This is a genomic window from Geodermatophilus sabuli, from assembly GCF_900215145.1.
Taxonomy (GTDB): domain Bacteria; phylum Actinomycetota; class Actinomycetes; order Mycobacteriales; family Geodermatophilaceae; genus Geodermatophilus; species Geodermatophilus sabuli.
On record NZ_OBDO01000001.1, the window covers coordinates 604,675 to 622,373 of the forward strand.

The following is a 17,699-nucleotide window of genomic DNA, read 5'->3' on the forward strand; positions in this document are numbered from 1 at the left end:
GTCATGACCGCACTGACATCGACCCGACCGCCCGCGACCACGGCCGACCGGGCCGAGCGCATCGAGCGCATCCGCCAGGCCGCCCACCGGATCCGCCGCAACGCCCTCGACATGGGGGAGGTGCAGGGGCAGGGCTACATCGGGCAGGCGCTCGGCGTCGCCGACGTCCTCGCCGCCGTCTACACCGACCAGCTCCGGTACCGACCCGAGGACCCGCACTGGCCCGACCGGGACCGCTTCCTGCTCTCGATCGGCCACTACGCCATCGCGCTGTACGCGGCGTTGGCCGAGGCCGGGACCATCCCGCTGGAGGAGCTGGAGACCTACGGCTCCGACGACTCCCGGCTGCCGATGTCCGCGATGGCCTCCTACACCCCGGGCGTGGAGATCTCCGGCGGGTCGCTCGGCCACGGGCTGCCCGTGGCCACCGGGATGGCGCTGGGCCTGCGGCACCTCGGCAACGGGGCGCGGGTGTTCAACCTCCTCTCCGACGGCGAGCTGGACGAGGGCTCGACCTGGGAGGCGGCGCTGGCCTGTGCCCACCACGGCCTGGACAACGTCACCGCGATCGTCGACGTCAACGCGCTCCAGGCCGACGGCCCCACGGTCGGCGTGCTGCGCACCGAGCCGGTCACCGACAAGTGGCGCGCCTTCGGCTGGCACGCCCTGCGGGTCGACGGCAACGACGTCGCCGCGCTCGTCGACGCCCTCGACGAACTGCGCGCGCACCGCGGCTCGCCCTCGGTGCTGATCTGCGACACCCGCATCGGCAGCGGGGTGCCCCTGCTGGAGAGCCGGGAGAAGGCGCACTTCATGCGGGTCGAGGAGCACGAGTGGCAGATCGCCCGGGACCAGCTGCAGGAAGGACTGAACCGATGACCAGCACCACGCCCAGGAAGAGGCTCACGACGTCGGCGATGATCGCGTCGTTCGCCGACCCCGGTCAGCGCACGACCAGCGCCCCGTTCGGGCACGCGCTCGACCGGCTGGCCCAGGAGCGGCCCGAGGTCGTCGGGCTGTCGGCCGACCTGGCCAAGTACACCGACATGCACGTGTTCCGCGACGCCCACCCGGATCGCTTCTTCCAGATGGGCATGGCCGAGCAGTCGTTGCTCGGGACGGCGGCGGGGATGGCGGAGGTGGGCCTGGTGCCCTTCGCCTCCACCTACTCGGTGTTCGCCACCCGGCGGGCCTACGACTTCCTCTGCCTCGACATCGCCGAGCCGAACCTCAACGTCAACGTCGTCGGAGCCCTGCCGGGGCTCACCACCGGGTACGGGCCCAGCCACCAGGCCACCGAGGACCTCGCGATCCTCCGCGGCTGCCCGAACCTGACCATCGTCGACCCGTGCGACTCCGTCGACATCGAGCAGGCCGTTCCGGCGCTGGCGGCCGCACCGGGTCCCACCTACCTGCGGCTGCTGCGGGGCGCGGTGCCCACCGTGCTCGACGAGTACGACTACCGCTTCGAGCTGGGCAAGGCCGCCGAGCTGCGCACCGGTCGGGACGTCGTCCTCATCTCGACCGGCCTGATGACCATGCGGGCGCTGCAGGCGGCGGCCCGGCTCGAGGCCGACCACGTCGACGTCGCCGTGCTGCACGTCCCGACCATCAAGCCGCTCGACACCGAGGCGGTCCTGCGGGCGGCCCGCACCGACCGGCTCGTGGTGACCCTGGAGAACCACACCGTCGTCGGCGGGCTGGCCGAGTCGGTGGCCTCGACGCTGGCCTTCGCCGGGGCCGGCACCCGCGTGGTGCCGATCGCGCTGCCCGACGAGTTCCTCGCCGCCGGCGCCCTGCCCACCCTGCACGACCGCTACGGCCTGTCCACCGACGCCGTCGTCGCCCGGGTCAAGGCCGAGCTCGGCGGCGGCACGCATGCCCCGTGGGCCGCCGACCCCGCCCCGGCCACCGCCTGAACCCCAGCCCACCCCGAACCACCCGACGACCCCTGGAGGACCCCATGACCGTCACCGACAAGACCGCCGTCGTCACCGGCGCCGGCTCCAGGCGCGGCATCGGCCGCGCCACCGCCCACACCCTCGCCGCCGCCGGCTGGAACGTCGCCGTCCTCGACCTCGACGAGGCCAGCGCCAAGGACGCCGCCCACGAGGTCGCCGACCGCAACGGCGTGCAGGCCGTCGGGATCGGCTGCGACATCACCGACGAGGCCTCGGTCGAGAACGCGCTGACCGTGCTCGACGGCGCGCTGCCGCCGGTCGGCGCCCTGGTGAACAACGCCGGGATCACCTCGCCGGTCCCGTTCCTCGAGGTCACCGGCGAGGAGTGGGACCGCGTCTTCGCCGTCAACGTGCGCGGCGCCTTCAACGTCACCCGGCGGCTGGCGCCCGGGATGGCCGAGCGCGGCTTCGGCCGCATCGTGTTCCTGTCGTCGGTCTCGGCCGAGCGCGGCGGGGGCGTCTTCGGCGGTGTCGCGTACTCCGCGGCGAAGGCGGCGGAGCTGGGCTTCACCCGCGCGCTGGCCCGCGAGCTGGGTGCCCGCGGCGTGACGGTCAACGCGGTGGCCCCTGGGCTCATCGACACCGACATCACCGGGGGAGCGCTGGAGGGCGAGCGCAAGGAGCAGCTGATCGCCGGCATCCCGGTGGGACGCAACGGCCGGGTCGCCGACGTCGCCGACCTCATCACGTTCCTGTGCCGCGAGGAGACCGGGTACGTCACGGGGGCGACCTACGACGTGAACGGCGGCGCGCACATCCACTGAAGAACACCCCCTGCCCCCCACTGCTCGCAGGCTCGCAGCGGGACCCTGCAGGGGCCCGGCCGGCGGGTCCCCGCGTTCCATCCTCAGGAAGGGCACGGGTGACACCGTCGGCCGGTCGTGGTCCAGTAGCCCGGCGTCCACGCGGTCGCCGGACCGCCGCGCCGAACCCAACCCGACGACATCCTGTGAGGGACGACGTGTTCACGAAGGTCCTGGTCGCCAACCGCGGGGAGATCGCCGTCCGGGCGTTCCGCGCCGCCTACGAGCTGGGTGCCGGCACGGTGGCGGTGTTCCCATGGGAGGACCGCAACTCCGTGCACCGACTGAAGGCCGACGAGAGTTACCAGATCGGCGAGGAGGGCCATCCGGTCCGGGCCTATCTGTCGGTGGAGGAGATCGTCGGCGCCGCGAGGCGGGCCGGCGCCGACGCCGTCTACCCCGGGTACGGGTTCCTGTCGGAGAACCCGGAGCTGTCGGCGGCGTGCGCGGCGGCGGGGATCACCTTCGTCGGCCCGTCGGCGGAGGTGCTGGAGCTGACCGGCAACAAGGCGCGGGCGATCGCCGCGGCGCGGGAGGCCGGGCTGCCGGTGCTGGCGAGCACCGAGCCCAGCGACGACGTCGACACGGTCGTGGCCGCCGCCCGGGAGATGCCGTTCCCGGTGTTCGTCAAGGCCGTCGCCGGCGGCGGCGGGCGCGGCATGCGCCGGGTGGAGGACCCGGGCGAGCTGGCCGGGGCGGTGTCCGCGGCGATGCGGGAGGCGGAGGCGGCGTTCGGTGACGCGACGGTCTTCGTGGAGCAGGCGGTCGTCGACCCGCGGCACATCGAGGTGCAGGTGCTGGCCGACGCCGCGGGCAACGTGGTGCACCTGTTCGAGCGGGACTGCTCGGTGCAGCGCCGGCACCAGAAGGTGGTGGAGCTGGCGCCGGCGCCGAACCTGGACCCGGCGCTGCGGGAGCGGATCTGCGCCGACGCGGTCGCGTTCGCCCGGGCCATCGGCTACGTCAACGCCGGCACGGTGGAGTTCCTGCTGGACGCGCACGGCCGGCACGTGTTCATCGAGATGAACCCGCGGATCCAGGTGGAGCACACGGTCACCGAGGAGGTCACCGACGTCGACCTGGTGCAGGCGCAGCTGCGGATCGCCTCGGGGGAGACCCTCGCGGATCTCGGGTTGGCGCAGGAGACGATCGTGCTGCGCGGGGCGGCGCTGCAGTGCCGGATCACCACCGAGGACCCCGCCAACGGGTTCCGCCCGGACACCGGCCGGATCACCGCCTACCGCTCGCCCGGGGGTGCGGGCATCCGGCTGGACGGCGGGGCGTCACTCGGCGCGGAGGTGGAGGCGCACTTCGACTCGCTGCTGGTGAAGCTGACCTGCCGCGGCCGGGACTTCGCCATCGCGGTGGCCCGGGCCCGGCGCGCGGTCGACGAGTTCCGCATCCGCGGCGTGGCCACCAACATCCCGTTCCTGCAGGCGGTGCTCACCGACCCGGACTTCCGCGCCGGGCGGGTGACGACGTCGTTCATCGAGCAGCGGCCGGAGCTGCTCACCGCCCGCTCGTCCGCGGACCGCGGCACCCGGCTGCTGACCTTCCTGGCCGACGTGACGGTGAACAAGCCGCACGGGGCGCGCCCGCACCTGGTCGACCCGGTGCAGAAGCTGCCCCGGGCGGACCTGCGCGCCGCGCCGCCGGACGGTTCCCGGCAGCGGCTGCTCGCCGCCGGGCCCGAGGGGTTCGCCCGGCAGCTGCGGGAGCAAACCGCGCTGGCGGTCACCGACACCACCTTCCGCGACGCGCACCAGTCGCTGCTGGCCACCCGCGTGCGCACCAAGGACCTGCTGGCCGTGGCCGGGCACGTCGCCCGCACCACCCCGCAGCTGTTCAGCCTGGAGGCCTGGGGTGGGGCGACCTACGACGTGGCGCTGCGGTTCCTGCACGAGGACCCCTGGGACCGGCTGGCCGCGCTGCGCGAGGCCGTCCCGAACGTGTGCCTGCAGATGCTGCTGCGCGGCCGCAACACCGTGGGCTACACGCCCTACCCGGAGCAGGTGACGCAGGCGTTCGTCGCCGAGGCGGCGCGCACCGGCATCGACGTGTTCCGCGTCTTCGACGCGCTCAACGACGTCGCCCAGATGCGCCCGGCGATCGACGCGGTGCGGGAGACCGGGACGGCGGTGGCTGAGGTGGCGCTGTGCTACACCGGCGACCTGTCGCACCCCGCCGAGCGGCTCTACACGCTGGACTACTACCTGCGGCTGGCCGAGCAGATCGTCGACGCCGGCGCGCACGTGCTGGCGATCAAGGACATGGCCGGCCTGCTCCGCCCGCCCGCCGCCGCCACCCTGGTGAGCGCGCTGCGGGAGCGGTTCGACCTGCCGGTGCACCTGCACACCCACGACACCGCCGGCGGCCAGCTCGCCACGCTGATGGCCGCGTGGTCCGCCGGGGTGGACGCCGTCGACGGGGCGGTCGCGTCGATGGCCGGCACCACCAGCCAGCCGCCGCTGTCGGCGATCGTGGCCGGCACCGACGCCACCGAGCGGGCCACCGGCCTGGACCTGGCCGCGGTCAACGACCTGGAGCCGTACTGGGAGGCGGTGCGCCGGGTCTACGCGCCGTTCGAGTCGGGGCTGCCGGCGCCGACCGGGCGGGTCTACACCCACGAGATCCCCGGCGGGCAGCTGTCCAACCTGCGCCAGCAGGCCATCGCGCTGGGTCTGGGGCAGCGGTTCGAGGAGGTCGAGGACGCCTACGCCGCCGCCGACCGGCTGCTGGGCCGGCTGGTCAAGGTCACCCCGAGCTCGAAGGTGGTCGGCGACCTGGCGCTGCAGCTGGTCGGGTCCGGGGTCGCGGTGGAGGAGTTCGCCGCCGAGCCCGGCAGGTACGACCTGCCGGACTCGGTCATCGGCTTCCTCCGCGGCGAGCTGGGCGACCCGCCCGGCGGCTGGCCCGAGCCGTTCCGCACCCGGGCGCTGGAGGGCCGCCGGGAGGCCGAGCCGCCCGCCGAGCTCAGCCCCGAGGACGTCCGCGGGCTGGCCGAGCAGCCCCGCGCCACGCTGAACCGGCTGCTGTTCCCCGGGCCGACCCGGGAGTACGAGGCGCACGTCGACTCCTACGGCGACGTGTCGGTGCTCCCCACCAAGGAGTTCCTGTACGGCCTGCGCCCCGGCGACGAGCACGCCGTCGACCTCGAGCCCGGCGTCACCCTGCTGATCGGCATCGAGGCCGTCTCGGACGCCGACGAGCGCGGCATGCGCACCGTCATGGCCACGCTCAACGGCCAGTTGCGCCCGGTGTCGATCCGCGACCGCAACGTCGAGGCCGCCGTCAAGGCCGCCGAGAAGGCCGACCGCAGCGACCCCGGGCAGGTGGCCGCCCCGTTCGCCGGCGTGGTCACCCTGCAGGTCAAGGAGGGCGACCCGGTCGAGGCCGGCCAGCCGGTGGCCACCATCGAGGCGATGAAGATGGAGGCCGCCATCACAGCGCCGCAGGCCGGCACGGTGCAGCGGCTGGCCATCGGGGCCGTCCAGCAGGTCGAGGGCGGCGATCTGCTCGTCGTCGTCGGCTGAGGCCTGGCCCCGGGCACATCGCGGATGTGCCCGGGGGGCGCGGCCCCCGGGCCTCAGGCCAGCCGGATGACGCGCTTGCCGAGGTTCTCCCCGCGGTAGAGGCCCGCGATGGCATCGGGCGCCGCCTCGAGCCCGTCGAGTACGTCCTCGCGGTACCGGAGCCGGCCGCCGCGCACCAGCTCGGCCAGGGCGGCGACCGCCTCCGGCAGCCGGTGCTGGTGGTCGAAGAACAGCAGCCCCTCCATCCGCGCGGCCTTGGTGAGCAGGTGCCGTTCGACCCGGGGGCCGGTCGGCCACGGGTCCCAGCTGGAGATCGCGGCCGTTCCGCAGACGACGATCCGTGCCCGCCGGTTGATGCGAGGCAGGACGGTGTCGCTGATCGGCCCGGCCGTGTTGTCGAAGTAGACGTCCACCCCGTCGGGGACGGCGGCGGCGAGGTCCGCGGCGAGGGGGGGGGAGCGGTGGTCGACTGCGGCGTCGTAGCCGAACTCCTCGAGGCAGAGCCGGACCTTCTCCGGCCCACCGGCGATGCCGACCGTGCGGCACCCGGCCTGGGCGGCGAGCTGGCCGACCACCGACCCGACGGCGCCCGCGGCGGTGGAGACGACGACGGTCTCCCCGGCCGCCGGACGGGCGATCTCGGACAGCCCGAACCAGGCCGTGGCCCCGGTCAGCCCGAGCACGCCGAGCGACAGCGACGGTGACAGGTCGTCCTCGTCCACCCGGCGCAGCACCGCACCGGCGTCGACCGTGGCGTACTCCTGCCACCCGAACAGGCCGGTCACGCGGTCGCCCGGCCGGTACGCCGGCGCGGCGCTGGCGACCACCGTGCCGACGGCGAACGAGCGCATGACGTCGCCCACGGGGACCGGCTCGCTGTAGTTGGCCACGTCGCTCACCCAGCCGCGCATGGCCGGGTCGACGGAGAGGAACTCGGCGCGGACGAGCAGCTCGCCGGCCTCCGGGGGGCGCACCGGCGCCTCGACCACCGCGAAGTGCTCGGCCTGGGGATGCCGTGCGGGCGCGAGTGGAGGACCACGCGGCGGGCGGTCGCCGGGGAGGGAGGGGTCGACGGGTGACCGGGCACGGCAGCTCCCCCCGTCCACCGTTGCGTCGGGCAGACAGGAATCGGGTCAGGGGCGGGACACCATCGAGGTCTGCGGGGCCGCCGGTCAGTAGTGGATGACGCCCCGGCTCCCGCCGCCGACGGCGACGGCGTCCCCGCTGATCGCCGCGCTGCGCGGTGAGGCGAGGAAGGTGACGACGTCGGCGACCTCCCGGGCGGTGACCAGCCGGCCGATGCTCGTGCCGGCGGCCATCGCCCGGGCCGCCTCCTCCGGGGTGCCGCCCTGCTCGGCCGCGCGGTCGGCGAGCAGCTTCTCGGTCCGCTCGGTGACGGTCGTGCCGGGGTGGACGACGGTGACCGTGATCCCGGCCGGGCCTAGCTCGTCGGCGAGGTTGGCCGTCATCGCGGCGACGGCGACGTTGCGGACCGAACCGACCAGCGAGCCGGTGCGGCGGGCGTTGAGGCCGCTGATGTTGACGATCCGGCCCCAGCCGGCGGCGGCCATGTGCGGGGCCACGGCCCGTGCGCACCGCAGGTAGCCGAGCACCTTCGTCTCCACCTCCTCGCGCAGCGCGTCGTCGGTCAGCTCGGCCAGCGGCGGCACCGGCCCCGAGGAGGCCGGCCGGGCGGCGGCGTTGACGAGGACGTCGACCCCGCCGAGCTCGGCCACCACGCGCGCCACCACCGCCCGCACCGCGGCGTCGTCCCGGGTGTCGGCGGGGCAGGGGAGGGCGGTGGTGCCGTGCCGCCGGACCCGCTCGGCCGCCCGGTCCAGGGCCTCGGCGTCCCGGGCGACCAGGGCCACGTGCGCCCCCTCGGCCGCGAGGCCGTCCGCGACCGCCAGGCCGATGCCGCGGCTGGCGCCGGTGACGATCGCGCGCTTGCCGGTGAGCTGCAGGTCCATGTCGTTCCTCCACCGGGCCGGCCGTCGGCCCGTCGTCAGCAGCCTCGCGGACGCCCCCGGGCGGGACCACCCCGGCCCCGCTCGGGCGGAGCCGCCGGTCGCGGCGGGGTCGCGCTCGTCCTCACCGTGGTGCTCGGCCGCAGCGCCAGCCTGCTGCCCGACGGGCGCGACGGCGGTCGCGGGTCCGGCTGAGCGCCGGGCCCGCGACCGCTGGTCAGTCCTCGACCAGCCAGACGGCGCTGTTCGGCGGGAGCGCGACCGTCCCGCCCGCGGAGTGCACCCGCCTGCTGGAGCTGAGCAGCACCGTGCCGGAGCAGCTGACCAGTGCGGTCTCGGCGCCCATGTTCACCACGCAGCGGACGGTCTCCTCCTCGCCCGCGCACCGCACGGTCAGCACGTCGCCGTTCGTGGTGACCGTCGCCGTACCGGTGGCGAACGCGGGGTGCGCCTTCCGCAGCGCCAGCGCCCGCCGGTACAGCTGCAGCGTGGAACCGTTGCGCCCGGCCTGCCGGGACACCGCGTACCGGCCCCAGTCGGCGGGGATCGGCAGCCACGGCTCCGCGGCCCCGTCGGGGGAGAAACCCACCCCGTCGGTGGCGTTCCACGGCATCGGGATGCGGCAGCCGTCGCGGCCGGCGCGGGCCCCGCCGCTGCGCAGGAAGATCGGGTCCCGCTTGGCCTCGTCGGCCACGGCGGCCTGCGGCAGGCCCAGCTCCTCGCCGGCGTAGAGGTAGGCCGAGCCGGGCAGCGCCAGCATGAGCAGCGCGGCGGCCCGGGCCCGGGCCCGGCCCAGCGCGCCGCCGCCGAAGCGGGTGACCTGGCGCTCCTTGTCGTGGTTGCCCAGCACCCACGACACCGGGGCGCCGACGGTGCCGAACGCGTCCAGCGCGCTGCTGATCGCCGCGGCGAAGGACGCCGGGTCCCACGCCGACTTGAGCAGCCGGAACGACAGCGCCTGGTGCATCTCGTCGGGCCGGGAGTAGAGCGCCACCTGGTCGAGGTCGGCCAGGCAGACCTCGCCGACCAGCATGGTGTCGGGGTACTCGTCGCAGATCGACCGCCAGCGACGCCAGACGTCGTGCACCTCGGGCTGGTTCCACGTCATCGCCTGCTCCGGCCCGTGCCCGAACAGGGTCGGCGCGTAGAAGCCGGGGTTGTCGCGCAGCGCGGCGTCCTTGTAGAGGCCGTAGGCGACGTCCACGCGGAAACCGCTGACCCCGCGGTCGAGCCAGAACCGCAGCGTCTGCTCGAAGTCGGCGGCGACCTCCGGGTCGCGCCAGTTCAGGTCGGGCTGCTCGGGCGCGAACAGGTGCAGGTACCAGCGGCCGTCCGGCGTGCGCGACCAGGCCGGCCCGCCGAAGAGGGACTGCCAGTTGTTCGGCGGCTCCTCCGACGGCGGCGCGAAGTGGTAGCGGCCGGCCTCCGGGCAGTCCGGGTCGGCGAGCGCCGCCTGGAACCACCGGTGCTGGTCGGAGGTGTGGTTCGGGACGACGTCGAGGACGACCCGCAGGCCCACCCGGCGGGCGTCGTCCACCAGCGCCTCGAGGTCGGCGACGTCGCCGTAGTCGGGGTCGACGGCGCGGTAGTCCACGACGTCGTACCCGCCGTCGGCACCGCCCGAGGGGTAGTGCGGGTTGATCCAGAGCGCGTCCACGCCGAGCCAGGCCAGGTAGGGCAGGCGGGCGCGCAGGCCGGCCAGGTCGCCGATGCCGTCGCCGTTGCTGTCGGCGAACGAGCGCAGGTAGACCTGGTAGACCACGGCGCTGCGCCACCAGGGGAACGGAGCGGGCGCTGGGGCGACCCGGGGGTCGGTCGAGAGCCCCGCGAGGGAGAGTCGACGTGCCATGTGGGCGTTATCGGCAGCCCGCCGGCCCGGCAGGTGTGTCGTGGGTCACGATTGCCCTCGCCCGCGTTGGCAGACATCGCCAGTGCGCGCCCGCCCGGCGGGCGACGACACGGTTCCGCAAGACAGAAAACCGTCCGGGGATTTCTATGGCGTGGGACACGATCCACCCTCAGCACACCACCACCTGAGGAGGTCGCACGTGCCGGAGGACGCACCCGAGCCGGGCGGGACGCCGGCGCCGGGCGACCAGCGCCGTGCACTGGCCGAGGCCAACCACATCCTCGTCGACCAGGGCATCCTGGACGCCTTCGGCCACGTGAGCGTCCGGTCCGCCGAGGACCCGGGCGCCTTCCTCCTGTCGCGGAACCTCGCGCCGGGCCTGGTCCAGGAGGACGACGTCCAGCGGTTCACCCTCGACGGGCGGACCGACGACCCCCGGCCCAGCTACCTCGAGCTGTACATCCACGCCGAGGTCTACCGGGCCCGCCCCGACGTGCAGGCCGTGGTGCACAGCCACTCGCCGGCGGTGATCCCGTTCGGCGTCACCGCGACGCCGCTGCGGCCGGTCCTGCACATGGCCGGGTTCCTGGCGCCGCGTGTCCCGGTCTTCGACACCCGGGACACCCTCGGCCCGGCGTCGGACCTGCTGATCCGGTCGGCCGAGTCCGGCGCCGCACTGGCCGCGGCCCTGGGTCCGGCCTCCGTCGTCCTGATGCGCGGCCACGGCTCCACGGCCGTCGGGCGGTCGCTGGAGGAGGCGGTGTACCGGGCCGTCTACACCGAGGTGAACGCGCACGCCCAGGCCGAGGCCCTGCGCCTCGGCGGCTGCGTCTACCTCACCGACGAGGAGGCCGCCGCCACCGTGGCCACGAACACCAAGCAGCTGCCCCGGGCCTGGGGATTCTGGCGCGACCGGGCCCACCGGCCGGCGTGACCACTGCATCCCGTTCCGCCCGTTCCGTCCCCGTACCGAGGAGTGCCATGTCGACCCGACCCTGGACGCGCGCCGCTGCCGCCGGCGCCGCCACCCTGCTGGCGCTGACCGCGTGCGGGGGATCCGACGACGCCGGCGGCGAGACCGGTGAGGGGGGCCTGACCGCCGTCACCATCGGCACCCAGCCGATCGTCGACTCCGCCCCGCTGTACCTGGGCGTCGACCAGGGGTTCTTCGAGGAAGAGAGGCTCGACCTCACCATCGAGACCGCGGTCGGTGGCGCGGCCGTCGTCCCCAGCGTGGTCTCCGGTGACTTCGAGTTCGGCCGCGGCAACGTCCTCTCCACGATGATCGCCGTGTCGCAGGGCCTGCCCCTGCGGTGCATCACCAACGCCAACTCCACCGCCGGGAACCCCGACTTCGGGGCCGTGGTCGTGCTCGGCGACTCGCCGCTCCAGTCCATGGCCGACCTGAGCGGCCGGACCGTGTCGGTCAACACGCTGAACAACATCGGGGACACGACCATCCGGTCGGTCGTCGAGGAGGCCGGCGGGGACCCGCAGGCGGTGCAGTTCGTCGAGATCCCGTTCCCGGACGCCCCGGCCGCGCTGCAGTCCGGCCAGGTCGACGCCGCGTGGATCCTCGACCCCTTCCTCACCGAGGCCGTCGACGCCGGGGGGCGGGTGCTGTCCTACAACTTCTCCGACTTCCACCCCCAGCTGGACATCTCCTGCGTCTTCACCTCCGAGCAGCTGATCCAGGAGCAGCCGGAGGTCGTCGAGGCCTTCCAGCGGGCCATGAACCGGTCGCTGGAGTTCTCGCAGGCCAACCCCGACGAGGTCCGGCGGATCACCGGCACCTACACCGAGATCGACCCGGCAGTGCTCGAGCGCATCGTGATCCCGACCTTCCGGCCCGACTTCAACCGCGAGGCCATGGAGCTGCTCGGGGCGAAGGCGGCCGAGTACGGCAGCCTGCCCGAGGAGCCCGACCTCGACCAGCTGCTGCCCTGACCTGACACCGCTCGGCCCGGGACGGCGACCGCCGCCCCGGGCCGGCGTCCGACCACCCGGAGGAGTCCCGTCCCATGGCCGCGCCCGTCCTCACGATGGCCTGCCAGGCCTACGACCGGATGCAGCCGCTGCGCGACGGCACCGTCCGGGTCGCCGGCGCCGACCTGAACTTCCTCGACCTCCCCGTCGAGGAGACCTTCTTCCGCATGCTCGGGTTCGCCGAGTTCGACATCGCCGAGCTGTCGCTGTCGAGCTACGTGCTCACCCTCGACCGGGACGCCCCGTTCGTCGCCGTCCCGGTGTTCCCGTCACGTGCCTTCCGGCACAGCGGCATCTACGTGCGGGCGGATTCCCCGCTGACCGACCCGGCCGACCTGGCCGGGAAGACCGTCGGAGTCCCCGAGTACCAGATCACCGCCTCCGTGTGGATCCGCGGGATCCTCGCCGAGCACCACGGTGTCCCGGTCTCGTCGGTCCGGTACCGGACCGGCGGGCTGGACCAGCCCGGACGGGTGGAGAAGGTCCGGCTGGACCTGCCCCCGGACGTCGACGTCGCCCCCATCGGCCCGGCCGACACGCTGTCGCAGCTGCTCCTCGACGGGGAGCTGGACGCGGTCTACACCGCCCGCAACCCGGGGCCGTTCAACACCCCGGGGGGCGGCGGCGTGCGCCGGCTGCTGGCCGACCCGGCGGCCGTCGAGCGGGAGTACCACGCCCGGACCGGCATCTTCCCGATCATGCACACGCTGGTGATCCGGCGAGACGTCTACGAGCGGCACCGGTGGCTGGCGCGCGAGCTGGTCAAGGCGTGCACCGCCGCCAAGCAGGTCGGCCTGGCCGGCATCGGCGAGACCGCGGCGCTGCGCTACGCCCTGCCGTGGCTGTGGTCGGAGGTCGAGCGCACCCGGTCGGCCCTCGGTGACGACTGGTGGCCCTACGGCCTGGAGGCGAACCGGACGACGCTGGCCACCTTCCTGCGGTACTCCCACGAGCAGGGGCTGGCGGCCCGCCGCTACGAGCCGGAGGAGCTGTTCGCCCCGGAGTCGCTGGCCGAGGTGGTCGTCTGAGGCTGGCCGGCTCGGCCGCGGCATAGCATCGGCGCTCGTGCGCCCGTTCCTGCTGCTCGCCTCGCGGGCCGAGGACGAGGCCGCGGACGACGAGTACGCGGCGTTCCTCCGGCTGACGGGCCTCGAGGAGGGGCAGCTGCGGCGGATCCGGATGGAGGCCGGGCCGCTCCCGCCGCTGGACCTCGACGACTACGCGGGTGTCCTCCTCGGTGGCGGGCCGTTCAACTCCAGTGATCCGCTCGAGCAGAAGTCGCCGACCCAGCACCGGGTGGAGGCCGAGCTGCGGGTGCTGCTGGACCAGGTCGTCCCCCGCGACCTGCCCTTCTTCGGCGCCTGCTACGGCATCGGCACGCTGGGGGTGCACCAGGGCGGGGTGGTCGACCGCACCTACGGCGAGCCGGTGTCGTGCGTGCCGATCGAGCTCACTCCCGCGGGCCGGGAGGACCCGGTGCTCGCCGGCCTGCCGGAGGTGTTCGACGCGCTGGTCGGCCACAAGGAGGCCTGCCGCGTGCTGCCGCCGTCGGCGGTCCTGCTCGCCACCTCCGCCGCGTGCCCGGTGCAGATGTTCCGCGTCGGACGCAACGTGTACGCCACCCAGTTCCACCCCGAGCTGGACGTCCCGGGGGTCGTGACGCGGGCGCGGGTCTACCAGCACGCCGGCTACTTCCCGCCCGCCGAGCTGGAGGAGCTCATCGCCCGGCTGCGCACCGCCGTGGTGTCCGATCCCGGCCGCATGCTCGCGAACTTCGTGGCCCGCTACGCCTGAGTTCCCCCGGGGCGGCTTCTGCCGGGAGCCCGCGGCGGGGCAGACTGCCAGCGCACGCCCGGTCGGGTCGCCGGCCCGGGCCAGGAGGACCCGCGGAGGCCCGATGACCCCAGGGACGGTTGCCCGGTGAGTGCCGGCGTGGTGACCGGCGCGCAGTCCTCCTCGGGCGGCGGCTCCGGGCTGCTCGCCCGGGTGGCGCCCCTGCGACGGCGGCTGCGCACCGAGGCCGGCAGCGCCGGCCTGCTGCTGCTGGCGACCGTGGTGGCGCTGCTGTGGGCCAACTCCCCGGTGGGCGACAGCTACGACGCGTTCTGGCACACGGAGTTCGCCGTCCGGGTGGGCGGTGCGGAGCTCGTCCTGGACCTGCAGCACTGGGTCAACGACGGCCTGATGGTGTTCTTCTTCTTCGTCGTCGGGCTGGAGATCAAGCGCGAGCTGGTCATGGGCGAGCTCACCGACCGGCGGCGGGCGGCGGTGCCGGCGCTGGCCGCCGTCACCGGGCTCGCCGTGCCGGCGCTGGTCTACGTGCTGTTCAACCTGGGCGGGCCGGCGGTGTCGGCGTGGGGCGTGGTCATCTCCACCGACACCGCGTTCCTGCTGGGCGTGCTCGCGCTGGTCGGCCCCGCCTGCCCCGCGCAGTTGCGGCTGTTCCTGCTGACGCTCGCCATCGCCGACGACGTCGGGGCGCTCAGCGTCATCGCGCTCTTCTACACCGACGACCTGGCGCTGGGTCCGCTGGCGCTGGCCGTGTCGGGGCTGGCGCTGATGGCGGGCCTGCGCTACCTCAACGTCTGGCGCGGCCCGGCGTACATGGTGCTCGGCATCGCGGTGTGGATCGCGATGTACGCCTCGGGCGTGCACCCCACGCTCGCCGGTGTGGTCATCGCGCTGTTCACGCCCGCCTACCCGGCGCGGGTCGCGGAGGTGGAGGACGCCGCCCGGCTGACGCGGGCCTACCGGCAGTCACCCAACCCCGAGTTCGCCCGCGCCGCCCGGCTCAGCATCGACCGCTCGGTGTCGGCCAGCGAGCGGCTGCAGCAGCTGTGGCAGCCGTGGACGAGCTTCGTCATCGTCCCGGTGTTCGCCCTCGCCAACGCCGGCGTCGCGCTCACCGGGGAGACGTTGCGGGCGGCGCTGACCTCACCGGTGACCCTCGGCGTCATCGGCGGGCTCGTCCTCGGCAAGCTCCTCGGCATCCTGCTCGGCACGCTGCTCGCGGTGCGCGGCGGGCTGGGCGAGCTGGCGCCCGGGCTCACCGGCTGGCAGCTGGCCGGTGGCGCCGCGTTGTCGGGCATCGGCTTCACCATCTCGCTGTTCATCGTCGACCTCGCGCTGGACGACGAGCTGCTCGCCGACGAGGCCCGCGTGGGCGTCCTGGCCGCCTCGCTGCTGGCCGCGCTGCTGGGCTGGGGGCTGTTCCGGCTCGCCGACCGCCGCCGCCCGGCGGGCACCGCGGGGCGGCCGGTGCTGCTGGACCCGCCGGTCGACGCCGGGCGCGACCACGTCCGGGGCCGGGTCGACGCGCCCCTCACCCTGGTCGAGTACGGGGACTTCGAGTGCCCCTTCTGCGGCCGGGCCACCGGGGTGGTGGAGGAGCTGCGGGAGCGGTTCGGGGAGCGGTTGCGCTACGTGTTCCGGCACGTCCCGTTGGTCGACGTCCACCCGCACGCCCGGCTGGCGGCCGAGGCGGCGGAGGCCGCCGCTGACCAGGGCCGGTTCTGGGAGATGCACGACGAGATGTTCGGCGCACAGGACCGACTGACCCCGGTCGACCTGCTCGACCACGCCGCGGCGATCGGCCTGGACGTGCAGCGCTTCGCCCGTGATCTCGGCGCCGCTCGCCACGCCCGGCGGGTGGAGGAGGACGTCGAGTCGGCGGAGGTCAGCGGCGTCGAGGGCACGCCCACCTTCTTCGTCAACGGACGCCGCCACGCCGGCCCCTACGACGCCGACACCCTCGCCGCCGAGCTGCTCGCGACGGCGGAGGCGGGGGCCGACGCCGGGGACCCGCCGTCCGGTGCGGACGACTCGCCCTCCGGTGCGGACGGCGGCCACGGCGGGCTGGTGCTGCCCGCGCTGGGGCCCCGCCGGGCGGAGGTCCGGCCGCCCGCCGACGCCGACCCGGCGCCGCTGCCGGCCGACCTGCCGGAGACCCCCGACCGGGACGGCGCGGACCCGCGGCTGGCCGACGAGCACCTCGCCGTCCTCGAGCGGTTCGGCGAGCGCCGCCGGTACGCCCCCGGGGACGCCGTCTTCCGGGAGGGCGACCGGGGCTACGACTTCGCCGTCGTGCTCTCCGGCGCGGTGGCCATGGTGGAGGACCTGAGCCGCCCGGGGCAGCGGGTGCTGGCCGTCCACGGCGCGCGGCGGTTCCTCGGCGAGCTGGACCTCTTCAGCGACCACCCGGTGTCGCTCACGGCCCTGGTCCTGCGGCCGGCGGAGGTGCTGTGCGTGCCCGACCAGCGGATGCGGGAGGTGTTCACCGCGGACCACGCGCTCAAGGAGATGGTGCTGCGGTCGTTCCTGCTGCGCCGGTCGATGCTGCTCGAGCTCGCCGCGGACCTGCGCATCGTCGGCCGGGCGGGCTCCCCGGACAGCCACCGGCTGCGGGAGTTCGCCCGGGCCCACCGGCTGTCGGCCGTCTTCGTCGACCTCGACAGCAACGCCGACGGCGCCGAGATGCTGGGCGAGCTGGGCGTCTCCGAGGCCGACCTGCCGGTCGTGGTGTGGCGGCGGGGCGAGGTGCTGCGCAACCCGAGCGACGCCGAGGTGGCGGCGGCCGCCGGCGTCGACGGCTGAGCCGGTCAGCGGCGGGCCTGGGCCGCAGACGTCCTCGCTGTCAGTCGGTGGTGGGCGGCAGCAGCCGGGGCATGAAGACCTCGTCGATCGGCCGCGGCCCGACGTACTGCCGGCAGGTGCATGCCACCCACTTGTACCCGGAGAAGCGGCCGCGCTTGTCGTGGGTGTCGCGGCGCAGCTCCGCGTAGCAGGTGTTGGTCTCGGTGTCGTGCTGGCTCAGGGTGTGCCCGCAGCCGCAGAGGGGTGCGGGGAGGGCCGGGGGCGCCGCGGGCTTGCGCCTGCTCAGCCGACCGCTGAGGAAGCCGACCACGAGCAGGGCCGCGCCGACGATCAGGCTGACTGGTTCCACCGCTGCGCTCCTCCCGCGTCGTGCTCCTCGACGGTAACGCGGGAGAGGCGTCGGCGGTGCCGTCAGTCGGTCTTCTTCCCCCGGCCGCTGACGGCGTCGCGCAGGTGGTCCAGCAGGCTGGCGACCGGGCCGAGCACCGTGCGCACCGCGCCCTCGTTCGGGGTCATCGGGTGCGCGCGGGTGGGCGCGAGCGCCTTGACCCGCTCCACCTCCTCGGCCATCCGCACCAGTTCGTCGCGGTCGAAGGTGGCCCGGAGCTCGGTGAACATCCGGCTCTCCTCGTGCTCGACGTGGTGCCGGATCTCCCGGATGAGGGTCTGCACCTCGCCGTCGAACCGCGGGTCGTCGGGGTCCATCCGCTCGAGCCGCTTCATGGTCTCCTCGGCCTCGGCGTGCTCGTGCTTGGAGTGCTCGGCCTCCTCGCGGTCGACTCGCTCGAGCACCTTCGGGTAGACGCGGGTCTCCTCGGCCACCGAGTGCTTCACGAGGCCGATGGTGACCTCGTCGACCAGCTCCCGCTTGCGCCGCAGGGCGTCGGGCCCGCTCTGCCCGACCAGGCCCTCGAGCTGGGTGAACACGCGGTCGAAGTCCCGGTGGTCGGCGCTCAGCAGGTCGACGACGTCCCGCTGGCTGTCCGTCTCGGTCACGGCAGGCTCCT

At 74.5% G+C, this 17,699-nt stretch carries 14 protein-coding genes; 9 read left to right on the top strand and 5 right to left on the bottom strand.

Annotated features, from left to right (window positions below; all coding sequences use genetic code 11):
* The first annotated feature begins 3 nt into the window (after nucleotides 1–3).
* From CRP39_RS02880 to CRP39_RS02895, 4 genes are all read left to right on the top strand, one after another.
* A complete protein-coding gene (locus CRP39_RS02880) occupies nucleotides 4–879 on the top strand; it encodes a transketolase (protein WP_097204189.1) in 876 nt (291 codons plus the stop codon).
* Nucleotides 876–1,919, top strand: coding sequence for a transketolase family protein (locus tag CRP39_RS02885; RefSeq protein WP_097204191.1), 1,044 nt, complete (start codon nucleotides 876–878; stop codon nucleotides 1,917–1,919). Before CRP39_RS02880 ends, CRP39_RS02885 begins: the two co-directional genes overlap by 4 nt.
* 44 nt (nucleotides 1,920–1,963) lie before the next feature.
* Nucleotides 1,964–2,725, top strand: coding sequence for an SDR family NAD(P)-dependent oxidoreductase (locus CRP39_RS02890; RefSeq protein ID WP_097204193.1), 762 nt, complete (start codon nucleotides 1,964–1,966; stop codon nucleotides 2,723–2,725).
* A 197-nt stretch (nucleotides 2,726–2,922) separates the two neighbouring features.
* On the top strand, nucleotides 2,923–6,297 hold the full coding sequence (locus tag CRP39_RS02895) for a pyruvate carboxylase (protein WP_097205103.1): 3,375 nt from the start codon (nucleotides 2,923–2,925) through the stop codon (nucleotides 6,295–6,297).
* Between the two features lie 53 nt (nucleotides 6,298–6,350).
* On the opposite strand, the gene CRP39_RS02900 is transcribed toward CRP39_RS02895, so the two are convergent.
* The 3 genes from CRP39_RS02900 to CRP39_RS02910 form a co-directional block, all read right to left on the bottom strand.
* On the bottom strand, nucleotides 6,351–7,403 hold the full coding sequence (locus CRP39_RS02900) for an NADP-dependent oxidoreductase (protein WP_281253753.1): 1,053 nt from the start codon (nucleotides 7,401–7,403) through the stop codon (nucleotides 6,351–6,353).
* A gap of 66 nt (nucleotides 7,404–7,469) precedes the next feature.
* Nucleotides 7,470–8,267 (bottom strand): SDR family NAD(P)-dependent oxidoreductase, encoded by a 798-nt coding sequence (locus tag CRP39_RS02905; RefSeq protein ID WP_097204195.1) that lies wholly within the window; start codon nucleotides 8,265–8,267, stop codon nucleotides 7,470–7,472.
* Nucleotides 8,268–8,481: 214 nt separating this feature from the next.
* A complete protein-coding gene (locus CRP39_RS02910) occupies nucleotides 8,482–10,113 on the bottom strand; it encodes a glycoside hydrolase family 13 protein (RefSeq protein ID WP_097204197.1) in 1,632 nt (543 codons plus the stop codon).
* 199 nt (nucleotides 10,114–10,312) lie between these two features.
* Between CRP39_RS02910 and CRP39_RS02915 the strand changes: the two genes are divergently transcribed.
* The 5 genes from CRP39_RS02915 (at nucleotide 10,313) to nhaA (ending at nucleotide 16,692) form a co-directional block, all read left to right on the top strand.
* Nucleotides 10,313–11,047, top strand: coding sequence for a class II aldolase/adducin family protein (locus CRP39_RS02915; RefSeq protein ID WP_216359588.1), 735 nt, complete (start codon nucleotides 10,313–10,315; stop codon nucleotides 11,045–11,047).
* Nucleotides 11,048–11,094: 47 nt separating this feature from the next.
* Nucleotides 11,095–12,060 (top strand): ABC transporter substrate-binding protein, encoded by a 966-nt coding sequence (locus CRP39_RS02920; protein WP_097204201.1) that lies wholly within the window; start codon nucleotides 11,095–11,097, stop codon nucleotides 12,058–12,060.
* 74 nt (nucleotides 12,061–12,134) lie between these two features.
* Nucleotides 12,135–13,127, top strand: a complete 993-nt coding sequence (locus CRP39_RS02925; protein ID WP_097204203.1) for a substrate-binding domain-containing protein — start codon at nucleotides 12,135–12,137, stop codon at nucleotides 13,125–13,127.
* Between the two features lie 37 nt (nucleotides 13,128–13,164).
* Nucleotides 13,165–13,893, top strand: coding sequence for a glutamine amidotransferase (locus CRP39_RS02930; protein ID WP_097204205.1), 729 nt, complete (start codon nucleotides 13,165–13,167; stop codon nucleotides 13,891–13,893).
* 126 nt (nucleotides 13,894–14,019) lie between these two features.
* Nucleotides 14,020–16,692, top strand: a complete 2,673-nt coding sequence (gene nhaA / locus CRP39_RS02935) for a Na+/H+ antiporter NhaA (RefSeq protein ID WP_097204207.1) — start codon at nucleotides 14,020–14,022, stop codon at nucleotides 16,690–16,692.
* 40 nt (nucleotides 16,693–16,732) lie between these two features.
* Here nhaA and CRP39_RS02940 read toward each other — a convergent pair whose 3' ends face one another.
* Together CRP39_RS02940 and CRP39_RS02945 are read right to left on the bottom strand one after the other, a co-directional pair.
* Nucleotides 16,733–17,041, bottom strand: coding sequence for a hypothetical protein (locus CRP39_RS02940; protein WP_097204209.1), 309 nt, complete (start codon nucleotides 17,039–17,041; stop codon nucleotides 16,733–16,735).
* Nucleotides 17,042–17,103: 62 nt separating this feature from the next.
* Entirely contained in the window at nucleotides 17,104–17,688 is a 585-nt protein-coding gene (locus tag CRP39_RS02945; protein WP_172442266.1) for a hemerythrin domain-containing protein, read from the bottom strand.
* Nucleotides 17,689–17,699 lie beyond the last annotated feature (11 nt).

Excerpts from the sequence above, each read along its gene's own strand:
- CRP39_RS02885 (WP_097204191.1), top strand. The coding sequence starts at position 876 with ATGACCAGCACCACGCCCAGGAAGAGGCTCACGACGTCGGCGATGATC.
- CRP39_RS02920 (WP_097204201.1), top strand. The coding sequence starts at position 11,095 with ATGTCGACCCGACCCTGGACGCGCGCCGCTGCCGCCGGCGCCGCCACC.
- CRP39_RS02905 (WP_097204195.1), bottom strand. The coding sequence starts at position 8,267 with ATGGACCTGCAGCTCACCGGCAAGCGCGCGATCGTCACCGGCGCCAGC.
- CRP39_RS02890 (WP_097204193.1), top strand. The coding sequence starts at position 1,964 with ATGACCGTCACCGACAAGACCGCCGTCGTCACCGGCGCCGGCTCCAGG.
- CRP39_RS02925 (WP_097204203.1), top strand. The coding sequence starts at position 12,135 with ATGGCCGCGCCCGTCCTCACGATGGCCTGCCAGGCCTACGACCGGATG.
- CRP39_RS02910 (WP_097204197.1), bottom strand. The coding sequence starts at position 10,113 with ATGGCACGTCGACTCTCCCTCGCGGGGCTCTCGACCGACCCCCGGGTC.
- CRP39_RS02880 (WP_097204189.1), top strand. The coding sequence starts at position 4 with ATGACCGCACTGACATCGACCCGACCGCCCGCGACCACGGCCGACCGG.